This window comes from Gammaproteobacteria bacterium, assembly GCA_028817225.1.
In the GTDB taxonomy this organism is placed as follows: Bacteria; Pseudomonadota; Gammaproteobacteria; order Poriferisulfidales; family Oxydemutatoraceae; genus Oxydemutator.
Genome location: JAPPQC010000053.1, coordinates 1 through 16,122 on the forward strand (window position 1 = coordinate 1; position 16,122 = coordinate 16,122).

General features: G+C 63.7%; 18 protein-coding genes, 1 tRNA gene and 1 pseudogene. 7 read left to right on the plus strand and 13 right to left on the minus strand.

Translation table 11 applies throughout. From position 1 onward, the window contains the following. Both OXU50_07360 and OXU50_07365 read left to right on the plus strand, forming a co-directional pair. Nucleotides 1-199, plus strand: a 199-nt coding sequence (locus tag OXU50_07360; GenBank protein MDD9869690.1) for a hypothetical protein, incomplete at its 5' end; no start/stop codon positions are given. A 152-nt stretch (nucleotides 200-351) separates the two neighbouring features. Next, nucleotides 352-852: a hypothetical protein gene (locus tag OXU50_07365; protein ID MDD9869691.1), complete on the plus strand. Its 501-nt coding sequence runs from the start codon at nucleotides 352-354 to the stop codon at nucleotides 850-852. Nucleotides 853-1,038: 186 nt separating this feature from the next. Here the strand turns inward: OXU50_07365 and lgt are convergent, their stop codons facing one another. Further along, nucleotides 1,039-1,830 (minus strand): prolipoprotein diacylglyceryl transferase, encoded by a 792-nt coding sequence (gene lgt / locus OXU50_07370; GenBank protein MDD9869692.1) that lies wholly within the window; start codon nucleotides 1,828-1,830, stop codon nucleotides 1,039-1,041. An 83-nt stretch (nucleotides 1,831-1,913) separates the two neighbouring features. Here lgt and OXU50_07375 point away from each other — a divergent pair, with 83 nt between their 5' ends. The 4 genes from OXU50_07375 (at nucleotide 1,914) to OXU50_07390 (ending at nucleotide 5,639) form a co-directional block, all read left to right on the plus strand. Next, the gene (locus tag OXU50_07375; protein MDD9869693.1) at nucleotides 1,914-3,989 is read left to right on the plus strand and encodes a thioredoxin domain-containing protein; all 2,076 of its coding nucleotides are present in this window, start codon (nucleotides 1,914-1,916) and stop codon (nucleotides 3,987-3,989) included. Further along, a complete protein-coding gene (locus OXU50_07380) occupies nucleotides 3,986-4,744 on the plus strand; it encodes a lysophospholipid acyltransferase family protein (protein ID MDD9869694.1) in 759 nt (252 codons plus the stop codon). The genes OXU50_07375 and OXU50_07380 overlap by 4 nt, the downstream gene beginning before the upstream one ends. 116 nt (nucleotides 4,745-4,860) lie before the next feature. Further along, nucleotides 4,861-4,937 (plus strand) — tRNA-Pro (locus OXU50_07385). Between the two features lie 27 nt (nucleotides 4,938-4,964). Further along, nucleotides 4,965-5,639 (plus strand): hypothetical protein, encoded by a 675-nt coding sequence (locus OXU50_07390; protein MDD9869695.1) that lies wholly within the window; start codon nucleotides 4,965-4,967, stop codon nucleotides 5,637-5,639. Nucleotides 5,640-5,676: 37 nt separating this feature from the next. Here OXU50_07390 and gpmI read toward each other — a convergent pair whose 3' ends face one another. The 5 genes and pseudogenes from gpmI to OXU50_07415 form a co-directional block, all read right to left on the minus strand. Beyond that, nucleotides 5,677-7,212 (minus strand): 2,3-bisphosphoglycerate-independent phosphoglycerate mutase, encoded by a 1,536-nt coding sequence (gene gpmI, locus OXU50_07395; GenBank protein MDD9869696.1) that lies wholly within the window; start codon nucleotides 7,210-7,212, stop codon nucleotides 5,677-5,679. 186 nt (nucleotides 7,213-7,398) lie between these two features. Next, nucleotides 7,399-8,169, minus strand: a pseudogene (gene tatC / locus OXU50_07400) (twin-arginine translocase subunit TatC). Continuing rightward, nucleotides 8,123-8,704, minus strand: coding sequence for a Sec-independent protein translocase protein TatB (tatB, locus tag OXU50_07405; protein MDD9869697.1), 582 nt, complete (start codon nucleotides 8,702-8,704; stop codon nucleotides 8,123-8,125). The pseudogene tatC and the gene tatB overlap by 47 nt, the downstream one beginning before the upstream one ends. A gap of 9 nt (nucleotides 8,705-8,713) precedes the next feature. Next, complete coding sequence (gene tatA, locus OXU50_07410) at nucleotides 8,714-8,914, minus strand: twin-arginine translocase TatA/TatE family subunit (protein MDD9869698.1); 201 nt, start codon at nucleotides 8,912-8,914, stop codon at nucleotides 8,714-8,716. Between the two features lie 335 nt (nucleotides 8,915-9,249). Further along, entirely contained in the window at nucleotides 9,250-9,453 is a 204-nt protein-coding gene (locus tag OXU50_07415; GenBank protein MDD9869699.1) for a hypothetical protein, read from the minus strand. A 209-nt stretch (nucleotides 9,454-9,662) separates the two neighbouring features. On the opposite strand from OXU50_07415, the gene OXU50_07420 reads away from it, so the two are divergent. After that, nucleotides 9,663-11,150, plus strand: coding sequence for a DUF2779 domain-containing protein (locus tag OXU50_07420; GenBank protein MDD9869700.1), 1,488 nt, complete (start codon nucleotides 9,663-9,665; stop codon nucleotides 11,148-11,150). A gap of 74 nt (nucleotides 11,151-11,224) precedes the next feature. Here the strand turns inward: OXU50_07420 and OXU50_07425 are convergent, their stop codons facing one another. From OXU50_07425 to pip, 7 genes are all read right to left on the minus strand, one after another. After that, the gene (locus OXU50_07425; GenBank protein MDD9869701.1) at nucleotides 11,225-11,698 is read right to left on the minus strand and encodes a hypothetical protein; all 474 of its coding nucleotides are present in this window, start codon (nucleotides 11,696-11,698) and stop codon (nucleotides 11,225-11,227) included. Continuing rightward, nucleotides 11,688-12,062, minus strand: a complete 375-nt coding sequence (locus tag OXU50_07430) for a phosphoribosyl-ATP diphosphatase (protein ID MDD9869702.1) — start codon at nucleotides 12,060-12,062, stop codon at nucleotides 11,688-11,690. The genes OXU50_07425 and OXU50_07430 overlap by 11 nt, the downstream gene beginning before the upstream one ends. A gap of 81 nt (nucleotides 12,063-12,143) precedes the next feature. Beyond that, on the minus strand, nucleotides 12,144-12,902 hold the full coding sequence (gene hisF, locus OXU50_07435) for an imidazole glycerol phosphate synthase subunit HisF (GenBank protein MDD9869703.1): 759 nt from the start codon (nucleotides 12,900-12,902) through the stop codon (nucleotides 12,144-12,146). Between the two features lie 81 nt (nucleotides 12,903-12,983). Further along, nucleotides 12,984-13,736: a 1-(5-phosphoribosyl)-5-[(5-phosphoribosylamino)methylideneamino]imidazole-4-carboxamide isomerase gene (hisA, locus tag OXU50_07440; protein MDD9869704.1), complete on the minus strand. Its 753-nt coding sequence runs from the start codon at nucleotides 13,734-13,736 to the stop codon at nucleotides 12,984-12,986. Between the two features lie 51 nt (nucleotides 13,737-13,787). Beyond that, nucleotides 13,788-14,429 carry an imidazole glycerol phosphate synthase subunit HisH gene (hisH, locus tag OXU50_07445; GenBank protein MDD9869705.1) on the minus strand — a complete coding sequence of 214 codons (642 nt, stop codon included), beginning with the start codon at nucleotides 14,427-14,429 and terminating at the stop codon, nucleotides 13,788-13,790. Between the two features lie 41 nt (nucleotides 14,430-14,470). After that, nucleotides 14,471-15,064 (minus strand): imidazoleglycerol-phosphate dehydratase HisB, encoded by a 594-nt coding sequence (gene hisB / locus OXU50_07450; protein ID MDD9869706.1) that lies wholly within the window; start codon nucleotides 15,062-15,064, stop codon nucleotides 14,471-14,473. Between the two features lie 100 nt (nucleotides 15,065-15,164). Further along, on the minus strand, nucleotides 15,165-16,121 hold the full coding sequence (gene pip, locus OXU50_07455) for a prolyl aminopeptidase (GenBank protein MDD9869707.1): 957 nt from the start codon (nucleotides 16,119-16,121) through the stop codon (nucleotides 15,165-15,167). Nucleotide 16,122: the final 1 nt, after the last annotated feature.

Genomic DNA, 16,122 nt, shown 5'->3' on the forward strand with positions numbered 1-16,122 from the left:
AAAAAACAGCCAAGTGTATGAAGCGGCAATCAATCTCTTCCGACGAACGGCGTACGCAACGCCGCTGTCCGCGCCGCCGCCTTCGCCCCCCCCCGCCCGGCTCCGCTCCGCTGCGCTGTTGCTGCTGTCGGCATTGCGCCGCCGCCGTCGTTTCCCCGGCGCTCAGATTTCGCCGTTTCCCGCAATATCAACGGGATAGCGGCGCGGGTTGCCGGTGCCACAGGTTGTTGAGCCGCCGGGCGGGGTGCAGGTGCTACAGTACGGCTTGCCCGCCGGTGTCGGCGGCAGTGTGCGCCCGCAAGCGGGGTGTGTGCGCAAGCGCAGAATCAACCAGAAGAGGAGAAAGAAACAATGAGTCTGAAAACACAGGGGAACATACGATTGACCCCGGTCAATGAACTGGTGGCGGTCCTGATTGGCGCCGACATGACGGACAAGAGCGTGCTGGCGAAAGACAAGGCCGCACTGAAAGAACTGATGGACCGGTTCGAGAAAGTCAATGTGGTTTATCCGCAGAACACCGCCAATGAAGTGAACATTGTCGTGCCGGAATTCCCGGAGTTTGACAAGGCGCTGCGGCAAATGCACCTGAGCGAGGAGGAACTGGAGCAAGTGGTCGGCGGTGAAGGCGCCCTTGCGATTATTCTCCTCGGGTTGGGCGCGATAGGCGCGGGCGTCGCCGGTATTTTCGGGGCGACGGTCGGGGGCACCGCAGCTGTCGCGATTGGCGTAACGGTCATCGCGGTCTCCGCCCTGGCTGTCGCCGGTGCGGTCACCGGAGTCGGGGTTGGCATCGCGGCCGGAGTCGGTGCTTTCTCGGACAACGATGTCAACATCAGCCACGCCAGTTAGCGGCTGAAGAAGGCGCTGTTGCACTGGCGCGGCCGGATGGACAGCGGTGTCAATGTCGGTCATGCCACTCAGGAGAGCACGATAACGCCGGTCGGCGGCCCCGGACACCGCTGACCGGCTGCCCGGCACACGGCCCATTCAACGCGGGTTTGTCGCAGCCGCCCGGTTGCGCGGCGCACCACCCATTCAGCGCGGGTTCGCCGCAGCCCGCCCGCCCATCACCATCAGTGCGGCGCCGACGGCAATCAGCGGCAGCGACAGCAACTGCCCCATCGTCAGCCAGTCCCAGGCGATGAAGCCGATGTGGGCGTCCGGCTCGCGGAAGAATTCGGCGGCAAAGCGCATCACGCCGTAGAGCAGCGCGAACAGGCCGCTGACGGCGCCGACGCCGCGCGGCTTCGCCGAATAAACCCACAAAACCGCGAACAACACAACGCCCTCCAGCAACAGTTCGTACAACTGCGACGGGTGGCGCGCGACATCGCCCGCCATCGGAAAAACCATGCCCCACGGCAGGTCGGTCGCGCGCCCCCACAGTTCGCCGTTGATGAAGTTGCCGATGCGACCGGTGCCGAGGCCGACGGGCACCAGCGGCGCGGCGAAGTCGGCGACCTCGAGAAACCGCAGGTTGTTCTTGCGCGCGAAGAACAGCATCGCGCCGGCGGCACCCAGCAGGCCGCCGTGAAAACTCATGCCGCCTTCCCAGACGCGGAACAGCATCAGCGGGTCGGCGGCGAACGCGGCGAAGTGGTAAAACAGCACATAGCCGACGCGCCCGCCGACGATGACGCCGACAACGCCGTAGAACAGCAGGTCGCCGACCTGCGCGGCCTGCACCTTCCGCCACGCCGCGCGCGCGCGCCGCGTGCCCAGCAGGTAGAAGGCGATGAAGCCGGCGAGATACATCAGGCCGTACCACCGCACCTGCAGCGGGCCGACAGAAACGGCGACGGGGTCGAATTCGGGAAAGACGAGCATGGGCGCTATGGTAACTTATTCACTCGCCGCGCCGCCGCCGCCGATGTCGGGTAAGATAGGGCGGCCCGGCAAGGCGCCTTACCATGTCTCACAGAAAAAACCGTCTCGCGGAGGAAACCAGTCCGTATTTGCAGCAGCACGCCGACAACCCGGTGGACTGGTTTGCGTGGGGCGGCGAGGCGCTTGACAAGGCGCGCGCCGAGGACAAGCCGGTGTTGCTGTCCATCGGTTATTCGGCCTGCCACTGGTGCCATGTGATGGCGCACGAATCGTTCGAGGACGCCGAGACCGCCGCGCTGATGAACGACCTGTTCGTCAATATCAAGGTGGACCGCGAGGAGCGCCCCGACATTGACAAGATATACCAGACCGCGCAACTGCTGCTGACGCAGCGCACCGGCGGCTGGCCGCTGACGATGTTCCTCGCCGCCGACGACCAGTCGCCTTTTTTCGGCGGCACCTATTTCCCGAAGGAGGCGCGCCACGGCCTGCCCGCGTTCAAGGAGGTGTTGCGCCTCGCCCACGACTACTACCGCAACCACCGCGCCGAAATCCGCGACAACGCCGCCGCCGTGCGCGCCGCCCTCGGCAAAATCTACGGGCCGGACGACGGCGCGGCGTCGCCGCAGATACAGTGGCAGGACGCCGCCGCGCGCGCGCTCGACGGCCTGTTTGACCCGGAACACGGCGGCCTCGGCGGCGAGCCGAAGTTCCCGCAATGCGCCTGCATTGAATGGGCGCTGGATTACTGGGCGCGGGGCGCGCCGCCCGCCGCGCGCGCGCGCAGCGCGCACATCGCGCTGTTCACGCTTGAGCGGATGAGCCGCGGCGGCGTGTACGACCAGATTGGCGGCGGCTTTTACCGCTACTCGGTGGACGAACGCTGGGAGATTCCGCATTTCGAGAAGATGCTGTACGACAACGGCCCGCTGCTCGGGCTGCTGGCGCGGGCGTGGAGCGTCGGCGGCGGCGCGATGTTTTGCGACAAGGCGCGCGAGACCGCGGGCTGGGTCATGCGCGAGATGCAGTTGCCCGAAGGCGGCTACTGCTCAACGCTGGACGCCGATTCGGCGGAAGGCGAGGGCGCCTACTATGTGTGGAGCGAGCGCGAGATTGACGAACTGCCGCAGGACGAGCGGCAGGTTGTCAGGCATTGCTACGGGCTGGAGCGGCGCGCCAATTTCGGGGGCCGCTGGCATCTGGCCGAATGGCGCGATGCGGAGCAGGCGGCGCAACACCTGAAGCGCGCCCCCGGCGAGGTGCGCGGTTTGCTGCAACGCGCGCGCGAGACGCTGTTCCAGCGCCGCCTTGAACGCACGCCGCCGGCGCGCGACGACAAGATACTGACCGGCTGGAACGCGCTGATGATCAAGGGCATGGCCGAGGCCGCCTACCGCTTCGGCGAACCCGAATACGAAGCCTCGGCGCGGCGCGCGCTGGCGTTCATCCGGCGGGTGATGTGGCGCGACGGGCGCCTGCTTGCAACCTGCCGCGACGGTCACGCGCGCCTCAACGCCTACCTCGACGATTACGCTTTTCTGATGGACGCGATTCTGTGCCTGAGCCAGGCGCGCTGGGACGGCGACGACTTCCTGTTCGCCGTGCGCCTCGCCGACACGCTGCTGGAACAGTACGAAGACACCGGGCGCGGCGGCTTTTATTTCACGCCGCACGACCACGAGAGTTTGATTCAGCGCCCGCGCGTGCTGGCCGACGAGGCGACGCCGTCCGGCTACGGCACCGCCGCCGTCGCGCTTGGGCGACTCGGCATGATGTTGGGCGAGGAGCGCTATCTGCGCGCGGCGGCGCGCGCGCTGGAACAGGCGGCGCCGGCGATGCAGCGCGCGCCGGAACACCACACGACGCTGCTGAAGGCGCACGCCGAGCAGTGCGATCCGCCCGAAATCATCATCTTGAGGGGCGACGACGACACGCTGCGGCAATGGCTGGCGGAGACGGCGCGCCATTACCATCCGGCGCGGCTGTGCTTCGCCATTCCGGCGCACGCGCAAAACCTGCCGCCGGCGTTCGCCGACAAGCGCGCGGCGGGCGCGGCGATCGCGTATCCGTGCCGCGGCACCGTCTGCGACGCGCCGCTGCGCGACTTTGATGCGCTGGCGGAGCACCTGCGCGCCGGCGCCGCGAAACTCGCCGAATGAGAACGCTGCGGTTCGCAACCCGCATCGTGCTGGCCGGGTCGCATGTGCTGCTGGCGGTGGTGCTGTCGCTCGTCCTGCTGCCCGGTCGTGCGGACGCCGGTTTCAGCCGCTTCCAGCGCAATCTGATGCGCTGGCTGATGGGCCGCTGCCTGCGCCTGCTGCATGTGCATGTGCGCGTGCGCGGCGAACCGTCCGCAGGCGCGCGGCTGATTGTCTCCAACCATGTTTCGTGGCTCGACATCCTCGTCATCGGCAGCGTCAGCCCGGCGTGTTTTCTGTCGAAGTCCGAGGTGCGGCGCTGGTTTGCGTTCGGCTTTCTCGCCGCGCGCTTCGGCACCGTCTTCATGCGCCGCGGCAGCGGCGCCGGCAACGCGCTGGATGCGATCAACGCGCGCCTGTCGCAGGGCATGGCGGTCGCGGTGTTTCCCGAAGGCACCACGACCGACGGCACGGCCATCAGGCCGTTCTACCCGCGGATGCTGGCCGCCGCGATTGACGCCGGCGTGCCGGTGCAGCCGGTGGCGCTGCGCTATCCCGGCGCCGACGGCGGCGTCAACGCGCTGGTGCCCTTTGTCAGGAATCAGCCGCTGTTTCAGCATCTGATGCCGCTGTTGAGGGAAAAGTCCGTCGAGGCCGTCGTCGGTTTCACGCCGCCGATTGATCCGCGCGAATCCGACCGCCGCCGCCTCGCCGAGCAGTCGCGCGCCGCCATCGTCCGCGAGTTTGAGAGCATCGCCGCCGCGCCGCCGTGTTGATGCAGCGTTCGCACCGGGCCTGCGCGGCGGCGTCAACGCTCCGGCGCGGAATGGGCGGCGCGGGATGGGCGGCGGCGGCGCGGCGGCGTTGTGCTATTATCCGCGCCTGTGGCGCTCGGAGTGTAGCTCAGCCTGGTAGAGCACTGCCTTCGGGAGGCAGGGGCCGGAGGTTCAAATCCTCTCACTCCGACCACGCGCAAGCGACAGGAATCATACGCCGTTGAACACGAAAAAAACCATTGCTTTTGCGGCCTGCCTGCTGGCCGGCGGCGGCGCGTGCGCGGAGTGTTCGCGCGATGATGTGAACTATTTCCTTGAAAAAGGTTTCAGCCGCGGCCAGGTCGCCGCGATTTGCGGCGATGCGCCCGCGCGCACGCGCCGCGCCGCGCCCTCGGCGGACGAATACGAGGGCTTTGAGGAAAGCCGCGAACGGCAAAGCCGCAGCGAGGCGATGCAGCGCGAACACCGCGAAGATGTCTCGCTGCTGGAGGCGGCGGTCAGCGCGTGGGATGTCGCCGTCACGCCGAAACACCTGACCTACACCCGCAAACTGTGCCTCGGCGCCGGCGGCAGCCCCGAAGTCGCGGCGCGCGTGAAGGTGTGCCCGGAAGTGCGCTACCGGGTTTATTTCAAGGGGCTGAAGGTCGGCGGCTACCAGCGCGAATATGTGCTGGTGGGGCGGCGCGAGATTGAGGTGGAGGGCACGGTCAAGCGCAAACTGCTGCACGACTTCAAGGAATACCAGCCGGAGATACGCCGGCAGTTAATCGGCTCCTACCGCGCGCGCACGCGCGAAGGCGGCACCGTGATTCCGGTTCGCAAGGACTACCCGATGCAGCGGGTGTACCAGGTGCTTCGCAATTACGCCGCGCGCGCCTCGCGCGCCGCTTCCTGAGACCGCGCCCGCCTCGCGCGCCGCGCGCGCCGCGCCGTCAGTCCACGATGACCGACGGGGCTTCCATCTCGTCGGGAATTTCAAGCCCCATCAGGTCGAGCACCGTCGGCGCGATGCTGCTGATGCTGCAACCGCTCGCCAGGTGGTCGGGCATCTTGCCTTTGCCGATGATCAGGCACGGCACCGGGTTGGTCGTGTGCTGGGTGTTCGGCTGCTTGGTCGCGGTGTCGAGCATCTCGTCGCAGTTGCCGTGGTCGGCGGTAATCAGCGTTGTCCAGCCGTGTTCAAGCGCCGTGTCCACCAGGCGCCCGGCCTCGCGGTCCACTGTTTCCACCGCCTTGATAATCGGCGCGGGCGTCGCGGTGTGGCCGACCATGTCGGCGTTGGCGAAGTTGACGACGGCGAAGACATGTTCGCGTTTTTTCAGCACGGCGATGGTGGCGTCGGCGACTTCGCGCGCGCTCATCTCCGGCTGAATGTCGTAGGTGGCGACTTTGGGCGAATCAATCAGTGCGCGCTCCTCGCCCGGCAGCGGCTGCTCGACGCCGCCGTTGAAGAAGAAGGTGACATGCGGGTATTTCTCGGTCTCGGCGCAATGGAACTGCTTCAGGCCGGCGTCGCTGATGACGCGCGCAAGCGTCGCGCCGGGGCGGATGGGCGAGAACGCAATCAGGCACGGGAAAGACTGGTCAATCTCGGTCATCGTCGCGATGTCGGCCAGTTCGGCGCCGCCGCGGTCGAAGGTGTTGAAGTCGGCGATGGCCAGCGCCTTGACCAGTTGCCGCGGGCGGTCGTTGCGGAAGTTGAACAGGATGGCGTTTTCGCCGGCAATCGGCTGCGCGCCCGGCAGCACCGCCGGCTCGATGAACTCGTCGCCGATGCCGGCGCGGTGGGCCTCGGTAATGGCGTCTTCGGCGCTGTTTGCGTGCGCGCCTTCGTTCAGCGCCAGCGCGCGCCACGCTTTCCCGGTGCGCTCCCAGCGGTTGTCCCTGTCCATCGCGTAATAACGGCCCATGATGGTTGCGATGACGCCGCCGGCCTGTTGCAGCGGCTCTTTTATCTTGTCGATGAACTTGTGCGCGCAGCGCGGCAGCGTGTCGCGCCCGTCGGTGATGACATGCACCATTGGCCGGCAACCCTGCTCGCGCGCCAGTTTAATCAGCGCCAGCAGGTGGTTGACATGCGAGTGCACGCCGCCGTCGGAGACCAGGCCGAGCAGGTGAATCGGGCGGTTCGCGCCCTTCGCCTTCTTCATCATGAAGACCAGCGACGGGTTGTCGAAGAAACTGCCGTCTTTGATGGCGTTGTTGATTCGCACCAGGTCCTGCGGCACGACGCAGCCGCAGCCCATCGTGATGTGGCCGACCTCGGAATTGCCGATTTGCCCCGGCGGCAGGCCGACCGAAGGCCCGGAGGCTTCGAGCAGCGTGTGCGGGTAGTCGGAGAAAAAGCGGTCGAGACGCGGCGTGTTGGCGAGGTAGATGGCGTTGTTGGTCTTGCCCGGGCTGATGCCGAAGCCGTCAATGATGATCAGCAGCGTTCTGTTGACGGCGGACTGCGGTTTTGCGGGCATGAACGGCTGGGCGGGCTTTCGGGGTGGGGCGGCGGCGGGTGTCGGTGCGGGCGGGGCTGCGGGTGTCGGGCTGTGTGCAGGTTGCGTGTCGGGCTGTGGGTGTCGGGTTGCGGGTGCTGGCGCGGGATAATGTAGCGGAGACGCGGGCGCGGTTCAAGGCTTTCCTTCGTTCAGCGGCGGCGCGCCGCCTGCCGGCTTTTCCTCGCCGCGCTCCAGCAGGCGCGCGAGCAGCAGGCCGAGTTCAAACAAAAGCCAGATGGGCACCGCCAGCAGCACCTGCGAGATGACATCGGGCGGCGTCAGCATCATGCCGACGACGAAGGCGCCGACGATGATGTAGGGGCGTTTGCGCGACAGGTTCGCGACCGTCGTCGTGCCGGCCTTGACCAGCACCAGCGTGACCACGGGCACCTCGAAGGCGGCGCCGAACGCGAAGAAAATCTTGACGACAAAGTCGAGGTAGCGGCCAATGTCCGTCATCACCGTCACCCCCTGCGGCGCGATGCCGGTGAAGAACGCGAACATCAGCGGGAAGACGACGAAGTAGGCGAACGCCATGCCGGCGTAGAACAGCAGTGTGCTGGAAACCAGCAGCGGGAAGGCGACGCGCTTTTCGTTGCGGTAGAGGCCCGGCGCGACAAAGCCCCACAGTTGGTGGAAGATCAGCGGCAGCGAGATGACCAGCGCCAGCAGCATCGTCATCTTGAACGGCGTCAGGAAGGGCGACGCGACCTCGATGGCGACCATTGAACTTCCCTGCGGCAGGTACGCGACCAGCGGCGCCGACAGGTAGTTGTAAATCGGGTTGGCGAACGGGAACAGCGCCAGGAAGACCGCGCCGAAGCCGATGAATATTCTCAGCAGCCGCTGGCGCAATTCGGCCAGGTGCGAGACGATGGGCCGGTCGGTGTCAGTCTCGGCGGACGGGCGGGTCTTGCCGTCGGGCGTCGGTTCCATGCTGCGGCGCGGTGTTTTCGTCTTCGGTGGCGGGCGTGGTGTTGGCGGTGGTGTTGATGTCGCCGGTGCGCGGGGCGGTGCGGGCGGCGGCGGGCCGGGCGTCGGGCGCTGTGTTGCCGGTGGTGTCGGTGTCGCCGGTGTGGTGGCCGCCAGCGGGTGGCGGTGTGGCGCCGGGCGCCCTGTCATCGGCGGTGTCGTCGGCGGTGTCGCCGGTGAAGCGGCCGCTTTCTATCTGGTTTTCAATGGATTGGACCAGCGGGTCGGTGTTGCGCAGCGCGCGGTTGACCCCGGCGCCGGCTTCGCCGATGGAGTGCTGCGCGGCGTCAAAGGCGTCGCGCGTCTCGCCCATGATGCTTTTCAGGTCGTCGGCGTGCGTCTCGTTCATGAAGTCGGCCTTGAACTGGGCGGCGATGTTTCTGGCGCGCCCGACCCACCGCCCCAGCGTCGCGGCGAGCGCCGGCAGCCGGTCGGGGCCGACGACCAGCAGCGCGACGAAAAGAATCAGCGCCAGTTCCCAGAAGCCAAAGTCGGACATCGCCGCGACTTACTCTTTCTTGTCGGAGGCTTGTTCCCCGGTGACTTTCTGCTGCTTGTCGGCGGCGGGTTCTTCCTCGTCGCCCATGGATTTCTTGAAACCTTTGATGGCGTTGCCCAGATCGGAGCCCAGTCCCCTGAGCTTCTTGGTGCCGAACAAAAGCAGGACTATCACCAGAATCAGCAATATCTGCAAGGGTCCCCAACTCATACTTCACTCCCTGTTTGGTTGCGCGCGTGCGGTTGCGTATATGGTAGCACTTTTTTGCAGTCTGTGGGCGGCGGGAGGCGGGGTGAGGGGCGGGGCGAAAGGCGGGGCGGTGATGCCATCCTGTCATCACCGCCCGCAGTGCGGCGGGCTTTTCAGTCCCGGCTGTACTTGTAATGGAGAAAAATCGCGATAGCAAGCACCACCAGGCCAATGATGGTTCCTGCTTTTTCGTAGAAATTCATTTCTTTCCCTTTACCTGTTGTACTTGAAATGAATAAAAACCGCGATAGCAAACACCACCGCACTGATGATGAGCGCCGATTTTACATAGAAATTCATTTTTTTCTCCTTCTCGTTTTTCTGCTTATTAACGCCATGCCAATGGCATAGAAGCTAATTAACCACGCTATACTTGCCACGAGGCTGGACAACTTTTCTGTCAACCAGAAGGATTGGAAAAAGAGCAATCCCGCCCCGAGGTTCCCGAGGGCTATAAAACCCTTGCCCGCTTCTTCCAGCGGTTTTGTATATTTTGCCATGTGAGGCCACCTCCTTTGGCAGCCTTTTTGGCATTTGGCAGTGTAAAAAAGTGTAAGTGTTGGAATGAGCGGTATTAAATACCCGACGAACGGTAGCTAATTTTTTCGGATTCGCTGTCATTTTGCCGGGGAACGCCGGTTGGGGGAGGGCGATGTAAGGTGGAGTTTTCACACCTGAAACATTGGCGGGCCTGTAAAATATTTCGGTCATGAAGAAAATCAACATCTCAAAATCTTCTTTTATGCGGGGCCGCCAATGTCACAAGGCATTGTGGTTGCACAAACACCGCCCTGAATTGGCGCCGCAGGAATCCGTGTCGCGTGATGCGAGGAAGTATGAAGGCACCGCTATTGGGAAACTCGCCTGTGGTTTGTTTCCCGGCGGCTATGAAGTTCCGACAGATGATTGGGACAATACGGACTTCAACGAACTGCTGGACCTGACCGACAAGTATATTGAGGCCGGTGATGCCCCTATCTACGAAGCCACGATATCCGCCGCCGGTGTTTTTGTGATGGTGGATATTCTTGTGCCGACGGAAAAGGGGTGGGAAATATACGAGGTGAAAGGCTCCACCGAAGTGAAATCTCATCACTGCCATGATGCGGCAATTCAATACTATGCGCTCAAAAAGGCCGGTCTGGAAATTTCCGGCGTGTTCATTGTGCACATAAACAACGAATATGTGCGCCAGGGCGAGCTGGATATCCGGCAGTTGTTCACCATGGCGGACGTTTCAGATGAGATGATGAATCTGCAAACAGAAATTCCCGGCGAACTGGAAGAGATGCAGAAAACCTTGCAAGATGGAGAGCCGGATATCGCCATCGGTTTGCATTGTGAGAAACCTTACAAGTGCGACTTCCGCGAATATTGCTGGAAGCATGTTCCGGAGAATTCTGTTCTTGATATTACCGGGCGCGGCAAAGAGGAAAGATTTGGTTTGTGCGAAAAAAGAGTCGTGGCTATTGCCGATTTGCCCGATGATCTTTCATTGACCAGGGAACAGCAAATTCAGGTTGAAGGGGTAAAAACCGGCAAAAGAGTTGTGAACAAGGATGCCCTGTCCCGTTTTCTGAACACACTGCGGTATCCGCTTTGCTTTCTGGATTTTGAAACCTGGGGGCCTGCCGTTCCTCCTTTCGACAACGCCAAACCATACGGGCTGATTCCCACTCAATATTCCCTGCATGTTCTGAATAGTGAGGAAGGCAAATTGCGTCATTATGAATATCTGGCCGATGGACGGGACGATCCGAGAGCGCAACTCACAAGGCGGCTGGTTGGGCAGATACCGGATGACTCTTGTATTCTGGTCTATAACAAAAACTTTGAAATCAGGGTGCTGAACGCGCTGGAACAGGCATGCCCTGATTATGCAGATGCTGTCGCAACCATCCGCGACAACATACGAGATTTGATGAGGCCCTTTTGTGACAAGGATTACTACACACCTCCCATGAAAGGCAGGTATTCCATCAAGTATGTGTTGCCTGCTCTGGTGCCGGGCATGCAATACGAGGGGGAAGTCGCCGACGGCAACGCCGCGATGTATGCTTTTGCCGTGTTGCGGGAAACCGGCGACCCAATCGAGCGCGAGAAACTCCGCCGTGCCCTGCTGGAATACTGCAAACAGGACACTCTGGCGATGGTCAGAATACTGGAGAAGGTACGCGAGGCGGCAGCTTCAGATTAGGCTGAAGCAATATACGCTTCAGGGCGGGGCGGTGATGTCATCCTGCAATCACCGCCCGCAGTGCGACGGGCTTTTCAGTCCCGTCCGTATTTGTAATGGAGAAAAATCCCCAGCGCAAGCATTACCAAACCAATAATGGCTCCCGCTTTTTCGTAGAAACTCATTTTGTTCTCCTTTTGTAGCTCATGCTCATTAACGCCGTGCCGACGATGTAAAAGCCAATCAGCCAGATTATACTCACAACAAGACCAGACAACTTGTTCATTTCCCAAAACGATTGAACAAAAAGCAATCCCGCCCCGAGGTTCCCGAGGGCTATCAAACCCTTGCCCGCTTCTTCCAGCGGTTTTGTATATTTTGCCATGTGAGGCCACCTCCTTTGGCAGCCTTTTTGGCATTTGGCAGTGTAAAAAAGTGTAAGTGTTGGAATGAGCGGTATTAAATACCCGACGAACGGTACATTTTTTTGTTTTCTGCATCAAATTGAAGTCCGGCCACGCTGCGCCGCCCGCCCCGCCGACCGCATCATTCGCCGTTTCACCCTCCACGGCGCCGCTTTTCCTCATGGCCGGAAGTGCCGAAGCGTCGTTCCAGTTCCGCCAGCAGTTCTTCTACTGTGATGTTCTTGTGTGCGAGCAGCACCTGGCAGTGAAACCACAGGTCGGCCATTTCGTGGAGGATGCGTTGTCGCTGCTCCTCGCGCGCCGCCTCGTCCGTTGTCCTTGCCGCCGCATCGCCCGCTGTTCCAGCCGCCTCGCCCGCCGCCTCAATCAACTCCCCCGCTTCCTCGGCGATTTTCTCAAGAATGGCGTCGTCGCCCTTGCGGTAGAGAGAGGCGCTGTACGATTCCCCGGCGCCGGCGCTCTTGCGCTGCTCCAGCACATCGGCAATGCGCTTGATGATGTCCGCCATTCTGCTTCTCCCCGCCTTTGGCCTAAACGCTTTCCGGCACGCCGGCAACGCGCCCGACAACCCCCGCCCCGTCCAAACAATTCAAAGCCGCACCTCCACCCCACGCCCCCGCATATACTCCTTTGCCTCGCGTATCGTATGCTCACGATAATGAAAAATACTCGCCGCCAGCACCGCATCGGCCAGCCCCTCGGTAACGCCCTCCACCAGATGCTCCAGACAACCCACACCGCCGGAGGCGATGACCGGTATGTTCACGCTCTCGCTGATGCGCCGCGTCAGCGCCAGGTCAAAGCCCTCGCGCGTGCCGTCGCGGTCCATGCTGGTCAGCAGGATTTCGCCGCAGCCGCAGGACTCCATCCGCCGCGCCCACTGCACGGCGTCTATGCCCGTCGGCGTGCGCCCGCCGTGCGTGTGGATTTCCCAGTGGCCGTTGTTTTTCTTCGCGTCAATCGCGACGACGATGCACTGCGTCCCCACCTTTGCAACGGCGCGGCGCACCAGATCCGGGTCGTGCACGGCGGCGGTGTTGATTGCAATCTTGTCGGCGCCGGCGCGGTGCAGCCGCCGGATGTCCTCAACATCGCGGACGCCGCCGCCGACGGTCAGCGGCATGAAGACCTCGCCCGCAACGCGCTCGACAATGCCGAGCATGATGTCGCGCCCGTCGGAACTGGCGGTGATGTCGAGAAAGGTGATTTCATCGGCGCCTTCGTCGTTGTAGCGCCTGGCGATTTCCACCGGGTCGCCGGCGTCGGTGATGTTGACAAAGTTCACGCCCTTGACAACGCGGCCCCGGTTGACATCAAGACAGGGAATGACACGCCTCGCCAGCGGCATCGTCAGCCCCTCAATGCCCCAGTGCCGTCCGCCGCGCCAGCCGGCGCACCAGGCGAATGACACGCCCCGCCAGCGGCACCCTCACCCCCGTTCCGGCGGCGGGCGCAGCCGGTTGACGAGTTCGCGGGTTTCGGCGAGGTCCAGCGTGCCCTCGTACAGCGCGCGCCCCAGCACCACGCCGTGTATGCCCTCCTCGTCGGTCGCGCACAGCGCCTCGATGTTTTTCAGCGTCGTGAAACCGCCGGCGGCGATGACCGGAATGTGAATCGAGGCCGCAAGCGCCACCGTGCTCTCGATGTTCGGCCCGCTCATCATGCCGTCGCGGCTGACATCGGTGTGGATAATCGCGGCGACGCCGTCGCTCTCAAAGTGCTGCACCAGGTCAACCGGGTCGTGGTGCAGCAGTTTCGACCAGCCCGAAATGGCAATCTTGCCGTCCTTGATGTCAATGCCGACGATGATGTGCCCCGGAAACTCCAGGCACAGGTCGTTGATGAAGTGCGGCTGGCTCGCCGCGCGCGTGCCGAGAATCACATACTGCACGCCGATGTCCAGATAGGCCTGCACCGTTTCCTCGTCGCGGATGCCGCCGCCGACCTGCACCTCGCAGTCCGGCAGGTGTTTGGTGATGCGCTCAACCCACTGCATGTTTTCGGGCTTGCCGCTGGCGGCGCCGTCAAGGTCAATGATGTGCAGGCGCTCGGCGCCGGCCTCGGCCCAGCGCTCGGCGGTGGCGACCGGGTCGTCGGAAAACACGGTGGTCTCGTCGCGCCGGCCCTGGCGCAGGCGCACGCAGTTGCCGTCTTTCAGGTCAATGGCGGGAATCAGAAGCATAGCGGTTGCCGGTCGGGGCCTGTCAGTATAACGCACCCGCGCTCAAGGCGCTCAAGACGCGCCGTCCCAGCGCACAAAATTCTCCAGCAGGCGCAGGCCGTTGGCGGCGCTTTTCTCGGGGTGGAACTGCACCGCGAACACAAGGCCGGAGGCGACGGCGCAGGTGAATTCCGCGCCGTATTCGGTGCACCCGGCCACCAGCGCGCCGTCGGCGGGTTCCACATGGTAACTGTGCACAAAATAAAAATGCTCGTTGTCGGCGATGCCGTCCCACAGCGGATGGCGCCGCGTCTGCCGCACCCGGTTCCAGCCCATGTGCGGTATCTTGCGGCCCGGCGCCGCGCCGGCGTGTTCGGCCAGGTGGCGGGCGCGGCCCGCGAACACGCCGAGGCAGTCGGTGCCGCCGTTTTCATCGCTGTGTTCAAGCAGCACTTGCAGCCCCATGCAGATTCCGAGAAACGGTTTTTCGGCGGCGGCGCGCGCCAGCGGCCCGGCAAGGCCGCGCGCGTGAATCGCGCCCATGCAGTCGCCGGCGGCGCCCTGGCCGGGAAAGACAACCTTGTCGGCGTCGTCAATCAGCCCGGCGTCGCCGCCGGTCACGATGCGCGTGCGTTCGGGGCTGACGCAGTGCAACGCCTTCTCGACCGAGCGCAGGTTGCCCATGCCGTAATCCACAATGGTGATGGTGGTCATTGTGCGGGCCGCGGCGGCGCCGCGGCGGGCGGTTCAAAGCGTCAAAGCACGCCCTTGGTAGAGGGCAGGCCGGCGGCCATGCGCGAATCCGGCTCCACCGCCATGCGGCACGCCCTGGCGAACGCCTTGAACACGGTCTCGGCGATGTGGTGGCTGTTGTCGCCGCGCAGGTTGTCAATGTGCAGCGTCGCCTGCGCGTGGTTGACAAAGCCCTGGAAAAACTCGTGAATCAAGTCCACATCAAACTCGCCGATGCGCGCGCGCGGGTAGCGCACATGATAGTCCAGCCCCGGACGCCCGGAAAAATCAACCACCACGCGCGACAGCGCCTCGTCCAGCGGCACATAGGCGTGGCCGTAGCGGCGAATGCCTTTCTTGTCGCCGAGCGCCCTGGTAAAGGCCTGGCCGAGCGTGATGCCGGCGTCCTCGACGGTGTGGTGGTCGTCCACTTCAAGGTCGCCGGAGGCCCGCAGGTCCAGATCAAAACAGCCGTGCTTGCGGAACTGGTCGAGCATGTGTTCAAGAAACGGAATGCCGATTTCAATGCGGCTCTTTCCGGAACCGTCCAGATTCAGTTCAATGTCTATCTGTGTCTCGGCGGTGTGGCGCCGGACGCTGCTGGTGCGCGCGGTCATGCTGCGGAACTTCCGTGTGGGGAGACGATTATAACCGATACAGCCGGAAAACGCCGCCCCCCGGCGCGGGCGGCGCGGGCGGCGCGCCGCCGCCTCGCAATCACCGTCCGGCGAATTGCCGCGCCGCCGCGTCGGTGGCCTCGACCAGGCGGTGGATGATGGCCGGCTCAAACGCCGAATGCCCGGCGCCGTCGGCGATTTGCAGTTGTGCCCGCGGCCAGTGCCGGTGCAGCAGCCACGCCTGCTCCAGCGGGCACACCGCGTCGTAGCGCCCGTGCACAATCACGCCCGGAATATCGGCGATTTTGGCGGCGTCGTCCAGCAGTTGCCCCTCGTCCAGGAAGATGCGGTTGATAAAGTAATGGCATTCAATGCGCGCCAGGCTCAGCGCGACATGCGGGTTGCTGAAGAACTCGACAACGGCAGGCTTGGGCCGCAGCGTCGCGGTGCGGCCTTCCCACACCGACCACGCGATGGCAGCCTTCAGCCGCGCCTGTTCGTCGTCGCCGGTCAGGCGGCGGTAATAGGCGCCGATCATGTCGCCGCGCTCTTCGGGCGCGATGACCTCCTCGAACGAGCGCCACCAGTCCGGAAAAAGAAAGCGCGCGCCGTCCTGGTAAAACCACAGCAAATCGCGGCGGCGGCACAGAAACACGCCGCGCAGAATCAGCGACAGGCAGCGCTGCGGGTGCGCCGCGGCGTAGGCGAGCGCCAGCGTCGAACCCCACGAGCCGCCGAACACAACCCAGCGTTCAATGCCGAGATGCGCGCGTATTTTTTCAATGTCGGCGATCAGGTGCTGCGTGGTGTTGTCTTTCAGTTCGGCGTGCGGCGTCGAGCGCCCGCTGCCGCGCTGGTCAAACAGCACGATGCGCCAGGCGCCGGGATTGAAGAAGCGGCGGTGGTTGTTCTCGCACCCGGCGCCCGGCCCGCCGTGCAGAAACAGCGCCGGCAGCCCGTCGGGATTGCCGCACTCTTCCACATAGAGCGTGTGCAATTCGTCCACCGGCAGGAAAAACGAATGGTTTTCGCTGATTTCCGGGTAAAGCGCGCGCATG